Origin of the sequence: Pseudomonas persica, from assembly GCF_900291015.1 — a bacterium.
Classification (GTDB): Bacteria; Pseudomonadota; Gammaproteobacteria; order Pseudomonadales; family Pseudomonadaceae; genus Aquipseudomonas.
This window is the reverse complement of the sequence record NZ_OLKL01000029.1, coordinates 101526-118849: the sequence shown is the minus strand read 5'-3', so window position 1 is coordinate 118849 and position 17324 is coordinate 101526. Positions and strand designations below refer to the sequence as shown.

General features: G+C 61.9%; 18 protein-coding genes. 9 read left to right on the top strand and 9 right to left on the bottom strand.

Going from position 1 to position 17324, the window contains the following annotated elements; genetic code table 11:
- Positions 1–37: 37 nt before the first annotated feature.
- Positions 38–1243 carry an MFS transporter gene (locus FQ664_RS14700; RefSeq protein WP_144172828.1) on the top strand — a complete coding sequence of 402 codons (1206 nt, stop codon included), beginning with the start codon at positions 38–40 and terminating at the stop codon, positions 1241–1243.
- An 81-nt stretch (positions 1244–1324) separates the two neighbouring features.
- Positions 1325–1870, top strand: a complete 546-nt coding sequence (locus FQ664_RS14695; protein ID WP_087500627.1) for a cupin domain-containing protein — start codon at positions 1325–1327, stop codon at positions 1868–1870.
- 85 nt (positions 1871–1955) lie between these two features.
- On the opposite strand, the gene FQ664_RS14690 is transcribed toward FQ664_RS14695, so the two are convergent.
- A complete protein-coding gene (locus FQ664_RS14690) occupies positions 1956–2570 on the bottom strand; it encodes a 2-hydroxychromene-2-carboxylate isomerase (protein ID WP_144172826.1) in 615 nt (204 codons plus the stop codon).
- 29 nt (positions 2571–2599) lie between these two features.
- Complete coding sequence (locus tag FQ664_RS14685) at positions 2600–3331, bottom strand: SDR family NAD(P)-dependent oxidoreductase (protein WP_144172824.1); 732 nt, start codon at positions 3329–3331, stop codon at positions 2600–2602.
- A gap of 89 nt (positions 3332–3420) precedes the next feature.
- Here FQ664_RS14685 and FQ664_RS14680 point away from each other — a divergent pair, with 89 nt between their 5' ends.
- Both FQ664_RS14680 and FQ664_RS14675 read left to right on the top strand, forming a co-directional pair.
- The gene (locus tag FQ664_RS14680) at positions 3421–3984 is read left to right on the top strand and encodes a TetR/AcrR family transcriptional regulator (protein WP_144172822.1); all 564 of its coding nucleotides are present in this window, start codon (positions 3421–3423) and stop codon (positions 3982–3984) included.
- Complete coding sequence (locus FQ664_RS14675) at positions 3971–4564, top strand: eCIS core domain-containing protein (protein WP_144172820.1); 594 nt, start codon at positions 3971–3973, stop codon at positions 4562–4564. The genes FQ664_RS14680 and FQ664_RS14675 overlap by 14 nt, the downstream gene beginning before the upstream one ends.
- 90 nt (positions 4565–4654) lie before the next feature.
- Here the strand turns inward: FQ664_RS14675 and FQ664_RS14670 are convergent, their stop codons facing one another.
- Positions 4655–5659, bottom strand: a complete 1005-nt coding sequence (locus tag FQ664_RS14670) for a bile acid:sodium symporter family protein (RefSeq protein ID WP_144172818.1) — start codon at positions 5657–5659, stop codon at positions 4655–4657.
- A gap of 107 nt (positions 5660–5766) precedes the next feature.
- Between FQ664_RS14670 and ampC the strand changes: the two genes are divergently transcribed.
- On the top strand, positions 5767–6909 hold the full coding sequence (ampC, locus tag FQ664_RS14665) for a class C beta-lactamase (RefSeq protein ID WP_144172816.1): 1143 nt from the start codon (positions 5767–5769) through the stop codon (positions 6907–6909).
- A gap of 301 nt (positions 6910–7210) precedes the next feature.
- Positions 7211–7543 carry a hypothetical protein gene (locus tag FQ664_RS14660; RefSeq protein WP_003253895.1) on the top strand — a complete coding sequence of 111 codons (333 nt, stop codon included), beginning with the start codon at positions 7211–7213 and terminating at the stop codon, positions 7541–7543.
- A gap of 46 nt (positions 7544–7589) precedes the next feature.
- On the opposite strand, the gene FQ664_RS14655 is transcribed toward FQ664_RS14660, so the two are convergent.
- The 4 genes from FQ664_RS14655 to FQ664_RS14640 all read right to left on the bottom strand — a co-directional run bounded on the left by FQ664_RS14655 (position 7590) and on the right by FQ664_RS14640 (position 9636).
- Positions 7590–7901, bottom strand: coding sequence for a hypothetical protein (locus tag FQ664_RS14655; protein ID WP_144172815.1), 312 nt, complete (start codon positions 7899–7901; stop codon positions 7590–7592).
- Between the two features lie 140 nt (positions 7902–8041).
- Positions 8042–8230 (bottom strand): hypothetical protein, encoded by a 189-nt coding sequence (locus tag FQ664_RS14650; RefSeq protein WP_003253897.1) that lies wholly within the window; start codon positions 8228–8230, stop codon positions 8042–8044.
- 139 nt (positions 8231–8369) lie between these two features.
- Positions 8370–8690: a YbjQ family protein gene (locus tag FQ664_RS14645; protein WP_144172813.1), complete on the bottom strand. Its 321-nt coding sequence runs from the start codon at positions 8688–8690 to the stop codon at positions 8370–8372.
- Positions 8691–8751: 61 nt separating this feature from the next.
- On the bottom strand, positions 8752–9636 hold the full coding sequence (locus FQ664_RS14640; RefSeq protein WP_144172811.1) for an EamA family transporter: 885 nt from the start codon (positions 9634–9636) through the stop codon (positions 8752–8754).
- A 576-nt stretch (positions 9637–10212) separates the two neighbouring features.
- Here FQ664_RS14640 and FQ664_RS14630 point away from each other — a divergent pair.
- The 3 genes from FQ664_RS14630 to FQ664_RS14620 all read left to right on the top strand — a co-directional run bounded on the left by FQ664_RS14630 (position 10213) and on the right by FQ664_RS14620 (position 14076).
- The gene (locus FQ664_RS14630) at positions 10213–12165 is read left to right on the top strand and encodes an oxidoreductase (protein WP_144172807.1); all 1953 of its coding nucleotides are present in this window, start codon (positions 10213–10215) and stop codon (positions 12163–12165) included.
- Positions 12166–12204: 39 nt separating this feature from the next.
- Entirely contained in the window at positions 12205–12804 is a 600-nt protein-coding gene (locus tag FQ664_RS14625; RefSeq protein ID WP_144172805.1) for a helix-turn-helix domain-containing protein, read from the top strand.
- A 69-nt stretch (positions 12805–12873) separates the two neighbouring features.
- Entirely contained in the window at positions 12874–14076 is a 1203-nt protein-coding gene (locus FQ664_RS14620) for an NAD(P)/FAD-dependent oxidoreductase (RefSeq protein WP_144172804.1), read from the top strand.
- A 114-nt stretch (positions 14077–14190) separates the two neighbouring features.
- Here the strand turns inward: FQ664_RS14620 and FQ664_RS14615 are convergent, their stop codons facing one another.
- Positions 14191–14802 carry an FMN-dependent NADH-azoreductase gene (locus tag FQ664_RS14615; RefSeq protein ID WP_144172802.1) on the bottom strand — a complete coding sequence of 204 codons (612 nt, stop codon included), beginning with the start codon at positions 14800–14802 and terminating at the stop codon, positions 14191–14193.
- Between the two features lie 1143 nt (positions 14803–15945).
- On the bottom strand, positions 15946–17319 hold the full coding sequence (locus tag FQ664_RS14605; RefSeq protein ID WP_144172800.1) for a tyrosine-type recombinase/integrase: 1374 nt from the start codon (positions 17317–17319) through the stop codon (positions 15946–15948).
- Positions 17320–17324: the final 5 nt, after the last annotated feature.

Sequence of the window (17324 nt, the reverse complement as noted above, 5' to 3'; positions counted from 1 at the left end):
TCGGCTTTCTATTTGCCGTACCGCCCTGGACTGCCCCATGAATGTCGCAAAGGATCCTGCAACCCTTACCCCAGCCAGCAGCCTGGACTTGCGTCCCCTGCTGCTGGCCAACATGGCCTGTACCATGTCGATGATGGCCTTCGTCGCCCTGATCGGCCCGATCGCCCGTCAGCTCGGCATGGCCACCTGGCAAGCCGGTGCCGCCGTAACCGTGGCAGGCGTGGTCTGGGTGCTGCTGGCCCGCCCCTGGGGGCGCGCGGCAGACCGCCTGGGCCGTCGGCGCATCCTGCTGCTGGGCAGTGCCGGCTTCACCCTGGCCTACTGGCTGCTGTGCCTGTTCGTCGAAGGCGCGCTGCGCTGGCTGCCGGGAGCGAGCCTGGCCTTCATCGGCCTGATGGTCGCGCGCGGCTGTATCGGCGCCTTCTATGCAGCCATCCCGGTGGGCTGCAATGCGCTGATCGCCGACTATGTCGAACCGCAACGCCGGGCCCGGGCCATGGCCTCGCTGGGGGCGGCCAACGCCGTCGGCCTGGTACTGGGGCCGGCGCTGGCGGCGCTGCTGGCGCGGCATAGCCTGAGCCTGCCGTTCCATATCATGTCGCTGCTGCCAGCCAGTGCCTTCCTGGTCCTGCTGTTCACCCTCAAGCCGCGGGCGCTGCCGCACAGCCATGCCCCCAGCCCGGTGCGGATGAACGACCCGCGCCTGCGCCGGCCCTTGCTGGTGGCGTTCAGCGCCATGCTCAGTGTCACGGTGGCGCAGATCATCGTCGGTTTCTTCGCCCTCGACCGCCTGCACCTGGGCCCAGCCGAAGCCGCCCAGGCCGCCGGCATCGCCCTGACCACGGTGGGCTTGGCGCTGATCCTGGCGCAGGTGCTGCTGCGCCAGCTGGAATGGCCACCGCTGAAGCTGATCCGGGTCGGCGCCACGGTTTCAGCCTTGGGCTTCGCCTGCGGTTCTCTGGCCACCACGGCACCCTGGCTGTGGGCTTGCTATTTCGTCGCGGCGGCGGGCATGGGCTTTGTCTTCCCGGCGTTTTCAGCACTGGCGGCCAATGCCATGCACGCCTCCGAGCAAGGCGCCACGGCCGGCTCCATCGGTGCTGCCCAGGGCATGGGCGCAGTGATCGGACCACTGGCCGGCACCTTGGTATATGCCGTCGATCCACGCTTGCCATTCCTGGCGGTGGCTGCACTGTTGCTGCTGGTCGGGTTATGGCCGATGCCGCGCAAACAGCGGGCCTGACAAGCACAGCGCGCAAGTGTGCAGAGTGTGTTTTAATGCGCATCGCTCATTATTTTTGACACCTCTGATTACAAGGCGGCTATGGACACGGGGACGCGACTCAAACTGGTGCGTGAACGCAACAACCTCTCCCAACGGGAACTGGCCCGCCGCAGCGGACTGACCAATTCGACGATCTCGCAGATCGAACAGAATCGCGTCAGCCCTTCGGTCAGCTCCCTGAAAAAACTGCTCGAAGGCATTCCGATGAGCCTGGCGGAATTTTTCAGCTTCGACGAGCCGGTGCGCGAAGAGCGCTATGTGTTCCGTGCTGGCGAACAGCCGGACCTGGGCCGCAACGGCCTGCGTATGCTGCTGGTCGGCGCCAGTGTCGAAGGCCGGCAGATGCGCATGCTGCGTGAGCTGTATGCACCGGGTGCCGACTCTGGCGAACCGATCGTGCATGCCGAGGGTGAAGAGTGTGGCCTGGTCACCCGCGGTACTGTCGAGTTGTGGGTCGATGGCCAGGTGAGCGTGCTCAACTCGGGCGACGGGTACTACATCCCCACTACCCTGCCGCACAGTTTCAAGAACATCGGCCCGGACGAGGCCGAGATCATCAGCGCCAACACCCCGGCGAATTTCTGATTGTCTGAATTGCGGTGGATGGCACCGGCTCCGCCGGTGCTCGCGGTTAAAGCCGCTCCCACAGGTTCAGCCTGTGGGAACGCACTCAGCTGGAACGGCTGCTGGCGCCCTGACACAGCGCCTGCTCGACAAAGTCCAGGCGGTCCTGCCCGAAGAACATCTGGTCACCGACAAAGCAGGTCGGCGCGCCAAACACCCCGCACTCCACTGCCGCTTCAGTCGCACGCCTGAGCGCGGCCTTCACCTCGTCATCCCCCGCCAGCGCGTGAAATGCCTGCGGGTCGAAACCGCCTTGGCTGAGCGTTTCGTCGAGGACGGTGCTATCGCTCAGGTTGCTGCGTTGCACAAACAGCCCGTTGAACAGCAGCGCCAGTAACGCCTCGAACCGCTCCGGCGAACGCAGCTGGGTGCCCACTGCTCCGCGCATCAGGGTCAAGGTATTGACCGGGAACCCCGGCGGCAACCCGAACGGCACCCCATAGCGCGCGGCGAAGCGCGCCAGGTCGGTGAACATGTAACGGCCCTTGGCCGGAATCATGACCGGCGAGGCGTTGCCGGTGGCCTGGAAAACCCCGCCCAACAGCATCGGCCGGTAGCGCAGCATGGCACCCTGGCGGGCACACAGACCAGGTAGTTGGGTCCAGGCCAGGTAGCTGGCCGGGCTGCCCAGATCAAAAAAGAAGTCGACAGTCTTGTGCATGGGTACGGTCCTTGCTCGGTGAAAGGGGCTTACCAACGTTCCAGCCAGGGGCGCAGGTCCAGCTCGAAGCTCCAGGCGTCGCGGGGCTGGGCGTGCAGGAACCAGTAACTGTCGGCGATGTGGGCCGGGTCGAGGATGCCATCCTGGTCCTTGAGGGCGTAGCGCTCGGGGAAACTGTCACGAATGAAAGCAGTGTCGATGGCGCCGTCCACCACCACGTGGGCGACATGGATGTTCCGCGGCCCCAGTTCGCGCGCCATGCTCTGCGCCAGCGCGCGCAGGGCGTGCTTGGCCCCGGCGAATGCCGCAAAGCCCGCCGCGCCACGGGTGCCGGCGGTGGCGCCGGTGAACAGAATGGTGCCGCGCTCGCGCTGAACCATGCGCCGGGCCACCGCTTGGGCGGTGAGAAAACCGGCAAAACAGGCCATCTCCCAGATTTTGAAGTATTTGCGCGGGGTTTCCTCAAGAATGCTACAGGGCACATTGGCGCCGATATTGAACACAAACGCTTCGATCGGGCCAATATCACGCTCGATGGTTTCGACCAGTTCCACCACCTCCTCCTCTTTGCGCGCATCGGAGCCAAAACCGTGAGCCTGGCCGCCGGCAGCGCGGATTTCATCCAGCAGCGGCTGCAACCTGTCAGCCTGACGCCGGGTCACACAGGCGATGTAGCCTTCGCGGGCAAAGCGCTTGGCGATCTCGCCACCAGTGGCATCCCCTGCGCCTATCACCAGCACTACTTTTTGTTGTTCTGCCATGCCCGCCTCCATTGGTGAATGATCGTTTAGTAAACGAACGCTATGTTATGATTGCCGCCACCGTCAAGCCCGCCTGCAGAGGCAAGTGAATGCGCTACACCAACGAACACAAGCAGCAAACCCGTGAGCGGCTGCTGGCCAGCAGCGGTGCGCTGGCCAAACGCGGGGGCTTTTCCAGCACCGGCGTAGCCGGGCTGATGAAGGCGATCGGTCTGACCGGTGGCGCCTTCTACAACCACTTCCCGTCCAAAGACGACCTGTTCACCGAGGTAGTGCGGCAAGAACTGTGCAACAGCCCGCTGGCGCGCCTGACCAGCCAGCACGCCAGCCGCGAACGCCTGGGCCGTTGCCTGCAGCAGTACCTGAGCCTGGCCCACCTGCACAATGCCGAAGGTGGCTGCCCGCTGCCGCCCTTGGGGGTGGAGATTGCCCGGGCCAAAGCCCCCGTGCGCGCGGTGACCGAGCATTGGCTGGTGGAACTGCACCGGGCCTGGAGCGCGACCCTTGAGGACGCCGAGTTGGCCTGGGTGCTGATCAGCCAGTGCGTCGGCGCCTTGCTGGTCGGGCGCATGCTGGTCACTGAAAGCGTGCAGTCGCAGGTACTGGACGCCAGCCGCCACTTTGTCGAGAACGCCCTGCATGAAGCGGATTAGCCTACTGCTGGGGCTGCTGCTGGCCCTGCCTGCGCTCGCCGAACAGGCCTGCCCGCCAGGGCAGTACCAGGTGTGCCTGATGGGGTGCTTCTGTGCGCCCGTCGACCCCGGGCAAGCCGGGCAGATTCTCAAGGACGTGGAAGTGCTGGCTTCATCCAGCCTGACGTACGCCTTGCACCAGGCTCGCGACGAAGCCACTGCCAGCGGCGTCGAGCCGATCCCGCTGCATATCCGCGCGCAACTCGAACCCTGGTACGACTTTGCCGTGCTCGACGCGGCACGCTTCCGGGTGGGTGACGAACAGCAGATGAGCGCGGCCAATGCGCTGCTGCAGAACCCTGACGTGAACGCCGTGACGCTGATCGACACGATCATCTTCCGCCGCCCCGCCGATGCCGAGGACAACGTGGCCTTGTGGGCACACGAGCTCAAGCATGTGCAGCAATATCAGCAGTTGGGTGTGGAAGAGTTCGCCCGGCGCTATACGCGCAACTACGACGACCTGGAAGCGCCGGCTTACAAGATCGAGACTGAAGTGAGCAAGGCGCTGCGCGAGCGTGGTTCAGGGCAGGCCAGATAAGCCCCGGCAAGCCAGCGCCCACAGGGATAGCACATGACTTGAGATCGATGCGGCCGAGGTGGGTGCTGGCTTGCCGGCGATGAGGCCCGGTCAGGATGCCGCCGAAGCCTCTGCAGCCACCTGCTCACGGCTGGCATAACGCTGCGCCAGCACCGCACAGACCATCAGCTGGATCTGGTGGAACAGCATCAGCGGCAGGATCATCGCGCCAATGCCACTGCCGACGAACAGCACCTGCGCCATTGGTACCCCGGTAGCCAGGCTCTTCTTCGAACCGGCGAACAGGATGGTAATGCGGTCCTCCAGGTCAAAGCCCAGCAGCTTGCCGAGCAGCCGGGTACCGTACAGCACCAGCGCCAGCAAAATCCCGCAGACGGCAAACAACCCGGCCAGGTGCTGCGCCGATACCGTGTGCCACAGCCCGGTGACCACCGCCTCGCTGAACGCGGTGTAGACCACCAGCAGGATCGAGCCCTGGTCCACCACCTTGAGCCAGCGCGCATTGCGCTTGACCCAGGCGCCGATCCAGCGCCGGGCGATCTGCCCGGCCACGAATGGCACCAGCAGCTGCAGGGTGATCTTCAACACTGCATCCAGGCCAGAACCGGTATCACCGCTGGCCCCCAGCAACATCATCACCAGCAGCGGCGTGAGGAAGATACCCAGCAGGCTGGATGCCGCCGCGCTGCAAATGGCCGCTGGCACGTTGCCACGCGCCAGCGAGGTGAAGGCGATGGCCGACTGCACGGTGGCCGGCAAGGCACACAGGTAGAGCACGCCCAGGTACAGCTCGTTGCCCACCAGCGGCACGAACAGCGGCTTGAACGCCAAGCCCAGCAGCGGGAACAGCACGAAGGTGCAGGAAAACACCAGCAAGTGCAGGCGCCAGTGCCCGGCACCGGCGATGATCGCCTCGCGCGACAGCTTGGCGCCGTGCAGGAAGAACAGCAGGCCGATGGCCAGGTTGGTCAGCCAACCGAAATACACCGCGCCGTCGCCCGCGCAAGGCAGCACGGTGGCAATCAGCACCACCCCGAGCAAGGCCAGGGTGAAATTGTCGAACAACATGCGCAAATACTTCATCACAGTTTCCATCTTGTCATTGTGCAAGGGCAGACGATAAGGTCTTCGGCTTTTCGCCGCTAACGCCGGAACCCCCACCGGTGTCGCTCAACGGACACGCTCCAACCAAGGACCCGACCATGCCCCTCTCCCGCCTGGCTGCACTTGCAGCCGCCATCACCCTCACCCTGAGCCATGGTGTCGCCCAGGCCGACGACCAGTTGCAGGCCAAGGTCGACCAGATCATCCGCCCACTGATGCAGGAGCAAGGCATCACCGGCATGGCCGTGGCGATCTATGCTCGCGACCACGCGCACTACTTCAGCTATGGCGTGGCCAGCAAGGCCGACAATGTGCCGGTCAGCCGCGACACGCTGTTCGAGATCGGTTCGCTGAGCAAGACCTACACCGCCACCCTGGCCGCACTGGCCAGTGCCGAAGGCAAGCTGGACCTCGATGCTCCGGCCAAGCGCTATCACCCGGCCCTCGCCGGCGCACCCATAGGCGACGTGAGCGTGCTGGAACTGGGTGCCTACAGTGCCGACTGCCTGCCGTTGCAGTTCCCGGACGCGGTGCAGACGCCGCAGCAGGTGGTCGATTTCTTCCGTCACTGGCAACCCCGCGCCAAACCTGGCACCCAGCGCTGCTACTCGAACCCCAGCCTGGGCTTGTTCGGTGACCTGGCCGCCCGCGCGCAGCACCAGCCGTTTTCCACGCTGATGAGCGAGGGCCTGCTGAAACAGATGGACCTGGAAAACACCTATCTGCAGGTCCCGGCCAGCGCCCGGGGGCTGTACGCCCAAGGCTACGACAGCGCCGACAAACCGGTGCGTGTCGGCCCCGGCCCCTACGCCGACGAAGCCTACGGCATAAAGACCAGCGCCAGCGACCTGCTGCGCTATGTGCGCCTGCACATGCAGCCGGCGGGCTTGCCAGCGGCACTGGCGCAAGCCATGGCCATTACCCAGCGGGGCTACTTCCAGGTCGGCACCATGACCCAGGGCCTGGGCTGGGAGCGCTACCCCTACCCGGTCACGCTGGGCACCCTGGTAGATGGCAATGGCCCGCAGCTAATCCGTGAACCGCAGGCAACCACGCGCTTGCAACCCGCCCTGCCTGCACTGCCGGCAGCCTGGTACAACAAGACCGGCTCGACCAATGGTTTTGGCGCCTACGCCGCCTTCGTGCCCGCCGAACAACTGGCCGTGGTGTTGCTGGCCAACCGAAATTACCCGAACGAAGCCCGGGTGCGCGCAGCCTTCGACATCCTCTCCGGGCTGTAGTGCCGGCAGCAATTGTCGAACAAAACGACAGGATGTAGTGGTAAAAAATATTCACTACAAAATGGTTGACGCCGTTCATCGCCCTTGGGCATGATGAAGCCGTCTCCCTGATCGGGAGCGGTGGCAAGGGTGTTCCAGACGGCCTGCGCGGTAACGCAGGCCGTCCGTGGAGAGGGAAACTGTCCAAAAGGCAGCGTGAGAAAGCCCCTGTTGCGATGCTGCTGTAGCAGCCTTGGTAGTGCGCTACACCGTGGTAGCGCCAACTGTGAAAAATCACCTACGAATGGGTAATGGGGGCTTTATGATGAACCTGAACAACAATCCGACTATCGACCAATTGGCCCAGCTGTTCGCCGTACGCAAGGACAGCCTTGACGACCATCTGCTGTGGGTCAGCCAGACCGGTGAAGTGCGCCTCGACCGCCTGCCACCGAACACCGTCGAAGATGAATTCGAAGAGCACCTGCCCAGCATGCGTGCCCGCTTCAAGGTCTACCGCCGTGGCCAAGGCTACGTCGGCAAGAAGGCCGCCGCCGACACCGAGTTCGTTGGTCGCGTCCTGCAGACCCTGCAACAAGAATGGCCCGCTGCCCGTGAGCAGCAGGCAGTCAAGGTGATCGAACCGCTTAACTGAGGGTTCCCGCCTTTACCTGAGCCCGGCCCGCATAGGCCGGGCTTTTTCATGCCTGGCGCCGCTGGCTGCGGGGTTCCGGCAGCGGCAAGGCGCCGGTTGCCATCGCCCGGGCGCGGTCAACACCCCACACCAGGGCGCGGGTCATGGTTTCGCCTGGCCGTGCGGGGTAATACTCCTCCAGCAGTGCTCGCCCATCCTTGGCATACAGCCCCAGGAATAGTTGGGTCGCCCCCAGGCGCGACAAGCGCACCTGCACATCCAGCGTGGTGCCGTCACTGAGTGCTTCGTCGTGGCAGCGGCTGTGCAGATGGGCGTCGGCCCACTGCCAATAGGTCTCTTCCCTGACTCGCATGAGCATTCAATCCTCCGTTGCTGGAATGCCGCGCCAGAAAACCACAGCCTTGGCCATCCTGCGAGCGCTACCCGGCAATACCATGAGGCGGATCAAGAAATGGCAATAAAAACCCCGCCATTCGGCGGGGTTGTGCTGGAGCGGGATCACTTCTTCAGCGGAACCCGCGGCATGAAGCGGCCTTTTTTGCTGCGCTGCAGGTGTGCAGGCTGGAGCTGTTCGGAATCATCCAGCGTCATGTGGGCAAAGCCCAGGCGAAATGCCGCCTGGCCACACCGCACCTGGCTGTTGATCGGGAACGCGTCGTTCAGGTCTTCGAAAAAGGATTCGCTCATGCCCTGTCTCCCTCCAGTGGCGGACGCGCCGACAACCAGAACAGTTGCCCAGGTAAACGCGACCAGTGAAAGTGAGACTAGCCGGTCATTTGCGGACCGCCCAGGCTAAAGCCCTGGCCCCGACCAGCGGCAAAACGCTCTACTTCAGACGCACCGCCGTGCCGGTAGCAAATACCACGACCATGCCGCCCTGTACCGACGGCATGCTGATCTCGAAATCCACCCCCACTACCGCATCGGCATGCAACTGGCGTGCCCGCACCTTCAGTTCTTCGGTGGCCTGTTCGCGGGCTTCGCGCAGTGCGCCTTCCAGGGTTTGCGAACGGCCGCCGAAGACGTCGCGAAAACGTGCAAAGAAATCGCGCACGAAGTTGATGCCCTGCACCGATTCGGAACTGACCACGCCCAGGTATTCGGCAATCGGGCGGCCTTCGAGCTGGCTGGTGGTGGAAATGATCATGCGGTGCGCTCCATTGGCCTGGCAAAAGAGGCCAATTCTAACAGAGTGCTATAGGGGCGGCTCAGGCGCTGGCCGCGCGCAAACGCCGCCCAAGCCTTGCGCCGAACACGTTCACCAGCAACCCGGCCATCACCAGTAAAGCACCCCAGCCCTGGATTGAGGTCAAGCGTTCACCCAGCAACAGCGCCGACGAACTCAGGCCAATCACCGGCACCAGCAGCGAGAATGGCGCCACCTTGCCGGCCGGGTGGCGCGACAGCAGCTTGCTCCACAGGCTGTAGCCGAGCATGGTGGCGACAAACGCCAGGTAGACCAGGGCCAATACCGAACTCCAGCTGATATTGGCCAAGGCATGGCCAATACGCTCCGGCCCTTCCAGCCACCAGGATAGTGCCAGGAACGGCAGTGGCGGAATCAGCCCGCCCCAGATCACCAGCGCGACCAGGTCAACCGAGCCAAAGCGCCGGGTAATGATGTTGCCCAAGCCCCACATGGCACCGCCACACAGGGTCAGCAGCAGCGCCAGCATCGGGACATGGCCACCGTCTTCGCTGCCGATAAGCGCCAGGCCGCTGGCCGCCACCAGCAGCCCCAGCACGCTGGCCAGGCGCAGCTGCTCACCGAGGAACAGCGCGGCGAAACCGAGGGTGAAGAACGCCTGCGACTGCAGGATCAGCGAAGCCAGCCCTGGCGGCATGCCGCTGTACATAGCCTGGAACAGGAAGGCGAACTGGCCCAACGAAATGGTCGCGCCGTAGGCGATCAGCCAGCGCCAGGGCAGCTTGGGCCGCTTGACCAGCAAGATCGCCGGGAACGCCACCAGCAAGAAGCGCAATGCCCCCAGCAACATCGGCGGCAAGCCATCGAGGCCAACCTTGATGACCACGAAGTTGACTCCCCAGGCGACAATCACCACCAGGGCGATGAGCAGGTCCTTAAGTGGCATTGCAGCTTCCTTCTTCAGGCTTTTTAGACATATTTCGTTACAGCATAAGGCTATTCCTTTAACAGTCACCAGCACAGTTGTGGCCTAGGGTTGCGCAACAGTGACTGTTGCGCAGTACGTTGTGGAAGTAACGGTATTGGCCTGATCAGCGGCAAGCCAGCGCCTGATAGAACTGCGCATAGCTCATTGAGTCAGCAGTGCCCCTGTGGGAGATGGCCCAGCCCTTTGGGCTGCGCTGTCGCATTAGAGAACTGAATTCGCAAGCGGTCCGTGCATCCTGTGGGAGCGGCTTTAGCCGCGAAGAATCCAACGCGGTACATGGCACCGGCTTTGCCGGTGTTCGCGGCGGTTCGACGCCTCGGCTCGCTCGCGCCCACTAAAGCTGCGCAAGCATACCTGCATCGCAGTTTCCTCCTGTCGGTGCCCGAGGGGCGCGTTTTGTTGTTGTGAGGTCACGCCCTCGCCGTGAGGGTGAGAAAAACCTGGTCGTCGACGAGTAAAAATACAAGTTGATTTTTTACTTAAGCTACACTTTTATAAGAAAAACAAGAACAACAGCGCACCGGAGCCGCCTGTATGCAGACCGCCTTCCCTCACCTGTTCGAAGCCTTGCAGATCCGCGGCAAACGCTTGAAAAACCGCATCATGTCCACCGGCCATGACACCTGCCTGCCTACCGACAATCTGGTCAACGACAAGCTCATCGCCTACCAGCGCGCCCGTGCCGCAGGCGGCGTCGGCCTGATCGTGCTGCAGGTGGCCGGGGTGCATGACAGCGCCCGCTACACCTCGCATGTGCTGATGGCCACCGATGATGCCTGCATCGACGGCTACCGCCAGCTTGCCGAGGCCTGCCATGAGCATGGCACCATGGTGTTGTCGCAACTGTTCCACCCCGGGCGGGAGATCATGGAATCGGCGGACGGCTTGCTGGCGGTGGCCTACTCGGCGTCCGCGATGCCCAATGAACGCTTCCGGGTGATGCCGCGCGCGCTGGACCAGGCGATGATCGACGAGATCGTCCAGGGCTATGCCAGTGCTGCCCGCCGCCTGCACCTGGCCGGGCTGGATGGCGTTGAAGTGGTGGCCAGCCATGGCTACCTGCCTGCGCAGTTCCTCAACCCGCGGGTAAACCAGCGCACAGATGGCTACAACGGTGAACTGGAGCAACGCCTGAGGTTCCTGCGTGAAGTGCTGGCCGCCGTACGCGCGGCCACCGACGAGCAGTTCATCATCGGCCTGCGCATCAGTGCCGACGAGCGCGACAGCCAGGGGCTGAGCGAGGACGAATCGTTGGCTGCAGCAGTTGCCTTGCAGGGCCAACTCGATTACCTGCACATCGTCGCCGGCACTTCGGCGTCCCTGGGCGGCGCGGTGCATATCGTGCCGCCGATGGCCATCGCGCCGGCATACCTGGCCCGTGAGGCCGGCACCTTCAAGCAACAGCTGGACATTCCGCTGTTCGTCACCGGCCGTATCAACCAGCCACAGGAAGCCGAACTGATCCTGGCCCGTGGCCAGGCCGATGTCTGCGGCATGACCCGCGCGCTGATCTGCGACCCGCAGATGCCGAACAAGACCGAGCATGGCCAGCTCGAGGACGTACGTGCCTGTATTGCCTGCAACCAGGCCTGCATCGGCCATTTCCACCGTGGCCTGCCCATTTCCTGCATCCAGCGGCCGGAAACCGGCCGCGAGCTGCAGTACGGGCAACTGACACCCACCCCCCGCCCCAAACGCATCCTCGTCGCCGGTGGTGGGCCCGCCGGTATGAAAGCCGCCGCCGTGGCCGCTGCCCGCGGGCACCAGGTCACGCTGTACGAGGCTGGCCCGCAGCTCGGCGGCCAGGTACTGCTGGCCCAGTTGCTGCCACGGCGCAGCGAGTTCGGTGGTGCCAGCACCAACCTGCAGCGGGAAATGGCCCTGGCGGGTGTGGAAGTGGTACGTAACACCCGCGTCGACCGGGCACTGGTCGAGCGTGAACGCCCCGATCTGGTGATCGCTGCCACCGGTGCCAGCCCCTACTGGCCGGCCTTCGAGCGCACCGGTGAGCTACAGGTGGTGGATGCCTGGCAAATACTGCGTAATGAAGCAAAACTTGGCCGCTCGGTGCTGGTGATCGACTGGCGCTGCGACTGGATCGGCCCTGGCATCGCCGAACGCCTGGTGCGCGAGGGCCACCAGGTGCAACTGGCGGTCAATGGCACCCATTGCGGCGAAAGCCTGCCGCTGTACGTGCGCGACCAACTGGCCGGCGAGCTGCATCGCCTGGGTATCCCCATCACACCGTACGCCCGGCTGTATGGCAGCGACGACAACACGGTGTACCTGCAGCACACCGCCAGCGGCGAACCGATGATCTTCGAAGGCATCGACACCCTGGTACTGTGCCTGGGCCATCGACCGGAAGACCGCCTGGCCACGGAGCTGGCCGGCCTGGTCGAGGTGCACCGCGTTGGCGACTGCCTGGCGCCGCGTACCGCCGAAGAAGCGATCCATGATGGCCTGACGGTTGCCTGGGCACTCTGAGGCTGTACATACTGCGGCTTTTACGATGGATCGACGTGCATGAGCCAACTCCCCCAGCCCCCCGCCAGCGAAGCCGGGGGCGCCGCGCCGCAGTTTCTCGGCAGCCGTATTCGCGGCCTGCGCAAGCGCCGTGGCATGACCTTGGCGGAGCTGGCCACGCACAGTGACCTGACCGCCGGCTACATCAGCCAGCTGGAGCGCAACCTTTCCTATCCGTCGATTCCGGCGCTGTTCAACATCGCCCGCAGCCTGGGGGTGACCATCCAGTGGTTCTTCGCCAGTGAAGCCACCACTGCGCCCGAGGACCAGGGCTATGTCGTACGGCGCAACAGCCGCCTGAGCGTGCACTATGAAGATGGCATCGTCGATCAACTGCTCACGCCCCAGCCCAACCGCCAGCTGGAAATCCTGCATTCGCGCTTCCCTCCGGGTAGCTACAGCCAGCAGAGCTACAGCCATGAAGGTGAAGAGGCTGGCTACATCCTCAGCGGCAGCTTCGAGCTATGGGTGGGCGAACGGCATTTCCAGCTGGGTGAAGGGGACAGCTTCAGCTTCTCGAGCCAGGAACCGCACCGCTATGGCAACCCCGGTAAGGTGGATGCCGTGGTGATCTGGGTGATCACGCCGCCAACATTCTGAAGCATGCTCGCTCCCCGGCATCCAGCAACAGGGTCTACCTTGTTAAGCGAACTCTAGAGGAGCACAACCATGAAGCAGATCCTGATCATTGGCGCGGGCTTTGCCGGCCTGTGGAGCGCGCTCAGCGCCGTCCGCCAGCTTGACCTCCATGGCTGCAAGGATGTCGAGGTCACCTTGCTTGCCCCCCAGGCCGAGCTGCATGTGCGCCCGCGCTTCTACGAGCCCGATGTACACACCCTGGCCGCGCCGTTGCAGGAGCTGTTCGATGCCGTCAACGTCCGCTTCGTGCAAGGCACGGCCTTCCACATCGATGAAGCGGCCCGCCGCGTCAGCTACCGCACCCGCAGCGGCACCCAGTGCGCCCTGCCCTACGAGCGCCTGATCATGGCCTGCGGCAGCGTGCTCAAGCGGCCCGACATGGTCGGCATCGACCACGTGTTCGATGTCGACAAGCTCGACAGCGCCGCGCGCCTGGAAACCCACCTGAAGTCACTGGCCAGCCTGCCCGACACACCGGCACGCAATACCGTGGTGGTGGCCGGCGGTGGCTTTACCGGCATCGAGACCGCCACCGAACTGCCGACCCGCCTGCGCGAAATACTCGGAGAGGACGCGGCGTTGCGCGTAGTGGTGGTCGACCGTGGGGCGAGGATTGGCGCGGCCCTCGGTGATGGCATCCGCCCCGCCATCGAGCAGGCCTCCGCGGCCTTGGGCGTGGAGTGGATCTGTGGCGCCACGGTAGCCTCGGTGGACCCTGCCGGCGCGCTGCTGGACAACGGCCAGCGCATCGACGCCAGCACAGTGATCTGGACCGTGGGCTTCAAGGCCAACCCGCTCACCGAACAGATCAGTGGCGAGCGCGACCGCCAGGGCCGCTTGCATGTCGATGGCAATCTCAAGGTGGCAGGCAATGATGCCGTGTACGCAGCAGGTGATGTGGCCTATGCCGCCTGCGACGAGCTTGGCAATTACGCGGTCATGTCCTGCCAGCATGCAATTCCGCTGGGGCGTCATGCGGGCAACAATGCGGCGGCCGAACTGATTGGCGTGGCACCGAAGACCTACAGCCAGCCCAAGTACGTGACCTGCCTGGACCTTGGGGCCTGGGGGGCGGTGTATACCGAAGGGTGGGAACGCACGGTGTCGCCACCGGAGGACAAGGCCGAGGCCAAGGTGTTGAAGGCGCAGATCAATACGATGTGGATCTATCCGCCAGCGGCCGATCGCGCGGCAGCCCTGGCAGCGGCTGACCCGGCTATCCCAGTAGCCTGAAACGGCCTCGTCGCCAGCAAGCCAGCTCCCACCTCTACTGCATTGACCTCAAGGCCTGTGCAGTAGAGGTGGGAGCTTGTCGGCGATGAGGCCCTGGCAGCCCCTTGCCGAAGATCAGGCCGCAGCGAACAGCTCGTTGGCAATCTGCGTCTGGGCAGCATCGAGCGCCTGGCTGCGCTGCTCAGGGCCATAGGCCAGGCCATGGGCACGGACGATTTCCAGGTCGGTGACACCGATGAAGCCCAGGAACACCTTGAGGAAGTCCTCATGCCCGGCACCAGTCGGCTGGCCAGCGTGCAGGCCACCGGCGGTGGACACCAGCACTACCTTCTTGTTGCCACACAGGCCTTCCGGGCCGGCTTCGGTGTAGCGGAAAGTCTTGCCGGCGACGGCGACGCGGTCGATCCAGGCCTTGAGCTGGGTCGGCACGGTGAAGTTGTACATCGGGGCACCAATCACCACGGCATCGGCAGCCAGAAACTCTTCCAGGGTTTCCGCGCTCAGCTTGGCTTCGAAGGCCTGGGCTGCGTCGCGCATGTCTTCCGGGGTGCCGGCCGCTACCAGGGTAGCCGCAGAGAAGTGGGCGATGGCGTCGGCGGCCAGGTCGCGGTACACCACTTCCGCGCTCGGATCGGCGACCTTCCAGGCTTCAACCACTTCGCGGCTCAGTTGGCGGGAGGCGGAATTGTCGCCCAGGATGCTCGAATCGATATGCAACAGTTTCATGGGACTCTCCTGTGAATGAAGACCGCAACGCTGGGCGATCATGATGGGGAGAATCCTACTGACCTAACCAATGGCTGATAAGTCGGCAAAAATGCGTTAGTTTGTCCCATAGATGGAACAGTGAGACATTCCCATGCAAGACCTCAACGTTTTCCTAGAATGACCAGTTAACTCATCAAAAAGATCAGCAACCTACGCTGAAGCCGCCATAAGAGACATGGTGCTGAGTGACGGGAAGTGCTCCTGAACCTATTTCCAAGTGAACATCGCGCTGATGCTTTATTAGTACCCAGAGTAATCTTTGATCCCGCCTTACCTGCTCATCCCCCTTCCGTGCTCCAATCTGCACATAGTAGATGCCCCTCTATTGAATCAGTGAAATCCGCCCACGCTGGCGGAACTGCCGACCCGATCAGATCTCAAGGAGCTCGAATCTCTCCCCAAGCATCTCGAGCAGCGCTCGGATAGAGGGCAATAACGCCTTCCGAGACGTAAAAAAATCGCGTGTATTAGACGGCTTTGCGGACGATATTGAGGTGGCAGTGAAACCAAGCGTCCAGCAATTAAGTCATCTCTCACCATAACCTCAGGAAGCTGCACAACGCCCACGCCAATGCGCTAGGTCAGGGTGTTTGACCAAGCGTTGACAGCTGTCGCCCAGACGCTTTACGACCAGACCGTCATCCACGAGGGAGGAATCAAAAGCGGAGTGCAATATCGACGCCAACCTCGAGATTGGTGATTTCCTGATGGACGAACACCTCTGGGTACAATGCAATGAAATCAGCGATCATTGCGTTGGCCCCTAGCCCCCGGCGGGCAAGTGACCTTGATGATGCCCTGCGGCTCTATTTTGGCCGACTGCGCCGTTCCCTCGGCGGCCTCAGCTTGCTCAACCATATCCCAACAATGGCGGTAGTAATCCATCCCAATTTCAGTGAAAAAGAAACGCCGGGGCGATATACATATTAGCTGTACACCCAATCGTCCTTCGAGCGCGAGGACTCTTCGACTCAGCTTGGATTTGGAACGTCGATTTCTCTGGATGCTGCAGCAAAGCCGCCATGCACCACTACCGTGACGAATAAGCACAGATCAGTGAAGTCAATCACAGGCAGCCTATGGACAGATGTGAGGACAGCACTAACGCCCCCGTACAGGAGATTCAGCATCCATGCCAACGAAGAACTCTCCCAAAAGCCTGGATGCCTTGCTTTCGAATTCTTCCTGACTGATCTGCCCGGCGTCCCGATCTTCTTCAAGGTCTTTGAAGATCGCTCTTGCGGCTTTGTATTCAGCAGTAGCATTCACCCGCTCCACTACAGCAGGCATACCAGCTAACTCAGAGAAAGCCAAATGGATATAGCGATCCAGGCTTTCGACTATCTTGTGCCCTGTCCATTCCTTGAGCTTCGTCTTGATAAGCTCGGAGTTAGATATAGCCCTACGCATCACATCCGTATTTTGTAGATCATACTCTATGATCAATTCTTTGAATTTGTTTGTAATAAAGCGATGCCTAAACATGTGTGGATGAGCTCGCTTAGCAATGCCTGATGCAAATTTTAGGTCACTGATATCATTAGTGATTGTATTGATACTCAATGGTTGCCCATTGCGCAAATTAATAAATAGATAATCATGATCGAGGACTCCCCCATCTGGGTTTTTCTTCCGCAACTCAGCTAGACGCGGGTTCCGAAACTCGACGATGTAGTCATTCCATGTCGATATTATCGAATGGCTTATAGGTACCAGCCTTGACCCCACACGCCCCTTAACCATAGGAATTCTCAAGAGTGGAGAGCTTAGGCTTGAATGATAGGCTGTCATGATATCAGAGACCTTTATCCGGGCTGCCTCGGCTCTCCTGCAACCCAAGGACTCCAATACAGATATCAGAATCTTTAACCGCGCAGCAACAGGTCTCGCTCGTTTACGAGAAGCCATTTTTAAAGCGACCAGTGACTCAGTAAGTATAGGACTTCCTTCACCACGAGAACTAGAAAGAGGAAAAGAATGATGATGCCAAACCACACGCCGATACTCGGATGGATATTTTCGCTTATCCGACGATTCTATCCTGCAGCCTTTCACAATTCCACTTAGAGAAACAAAGTTTGCATATCCGTACATCTCCGTTGCGAACGCGAGAAACTCCAAGCATTTCGAACCTATTGCCCGCACTGTCTCAGCAGATCTTTTATCCTCCCCACTTGCTTCCTTTTCCGCCATTAGCCCATTGACAAACAATACAAAATAGGAGTCAGTAACCGTCAAAACATTTAATGCATTGCTCTCCATAAACCGCACAAACTCGCTTAGCTGCATTACCCATTGGCGAAGCGTCCCCCCCCTGTTGGTTGTAGAGTAATTAGAGTACTTCCATGCACTCAGAATAAATGCATTAACCTCAAAGCAGAAGTCACCGTTAGGGTAGTAAAAACAGGGTAAATTTGAAGCATCCTGCTGGGTTGGAGCTTGAACACTTAGCCCAGTGGGCAACATAGCTTCCATGTCAA

Coding starts and splice junctions, on each gene's coding strand:
- FQ664_RS14700 (WP_144172828.1), top strand. CDS start 38: ATGAATGTCGCAAAGGATCCTGCAACCCTTACCCCAGCCAGCAGCCTG.
- FQ664_RS14695 (WP_087500627.1), top strand. CDS start 1,325: ATGGACACGGGGACGCGACTCAAACTGGTGCGTGAACGCAACAACCTC.
- FQ664_RS14690 (WP_144172826.1), bottom strand. CDS start 2,570: ATGCACAAGACTGTCGACTTCTTTTTTGATCTGGGCAGCCCGGCCAGC.
- FQ664_RS14685 (WP_144172824.1), bottom strand. CDS start 3,331: ATGGCAGAACAACAAAAAGTAGTGCTGGTGATAGGCGCAGGGGATGCC.
- FQ664_RS14680 (WP_144172822.1), top strand. CDS start 3,421: ATGCGCTACACCAACGAACACAAGCAGCAAACCCGTGAGCGGCTGCTG.
- FQ664_RS14675 (WP_144172820.1), top strand. CDS start 3,971: ATGAAGCGGATTAGCCTACTGCTGGGGCTGCTGCTGGCCCTGCCTGCG.
- FQ664_RS14670 (WP_144172818.1), bottom strand. CDS start 5,659: ATGGAAACTGTGATGAAGTATTTGCGCATGTTGTTCGACAATTTCACC.
- ampC (WP_144172816.1), top strand. CDS start 5,767: ATGCCCCTCTCCCGCCTGGCTGCACTTGCAGCCGCCATCACCCTCACC.
- FQ664_RS14660 (WP_003253895.1), top strand. CDS start 7,211: ATGATGAACCTGAACAACAATCCGACTATCGACCAATTGGCCCAGCTG.
- FQ664_RS14655 (WP_144172815.1), bottom strand. CDS start 7,901: ATGCTCATGCGAGTCAGGGAAGAGACCTATTGGCAGTGGGCCGACGCC.
- FQ664_RS14650 (WP_003253897.1), bottom strand. CDS start 8,230: ATGAGCGAATCCTTTTTCGAAGACCTGAACGACGCGTTCCCGATCAAC.
- FQ664_RS14645 (WP_144172813.1), bottom strand. CDS start 8,690: ATGATCATTTCCACCACCAGCCAGCTCGAAGGCCGCCCGATTGCCGAA.
- FQ664_RS14640 (WP_144172811.1), bottom strand. CDS start 9,636: ATGCCACTTAAGGACCTGCTCATCGCCCTGGTGGTGATTGTCGCCTGG.
- FQ664_RS14630 (WP_144172807.1), top strand. CDS start 10,213: ATGCAGACCGCCTTCCCTCACCTGTTCGAAGCCTTGCAGATCCGCGGC.
- FQ664_RS14625 (WP_144172805.1), top strand. CDS start 12,205: ATGAGCCAACTCCCCCAGCCCCCCGCCAGCGAAGCCGGGGGCGCCGCG.
- FQ664_RS14620 (WP_144172804.1), top strand. CDS start 12,874: ATGAAGCAGATCCTGATCATTGGCGCGGGCTTTGCCGGCCTGTGGAGC.
- FQ664_RS14615 (WP_144172802.1), bottom strand. CDS start 14,802: ATGAAACTGTTGCATATCGATTCGAGCATCCTGGGCGACAATTCCGCC.
- FQ664_RS14605 (WP_144172800.1), bottom strand. CDS start 17,319: ATGGAAGCTATGTTGCCCACTGGGCTAAGTGTTCAAGCTCCAACCCAG.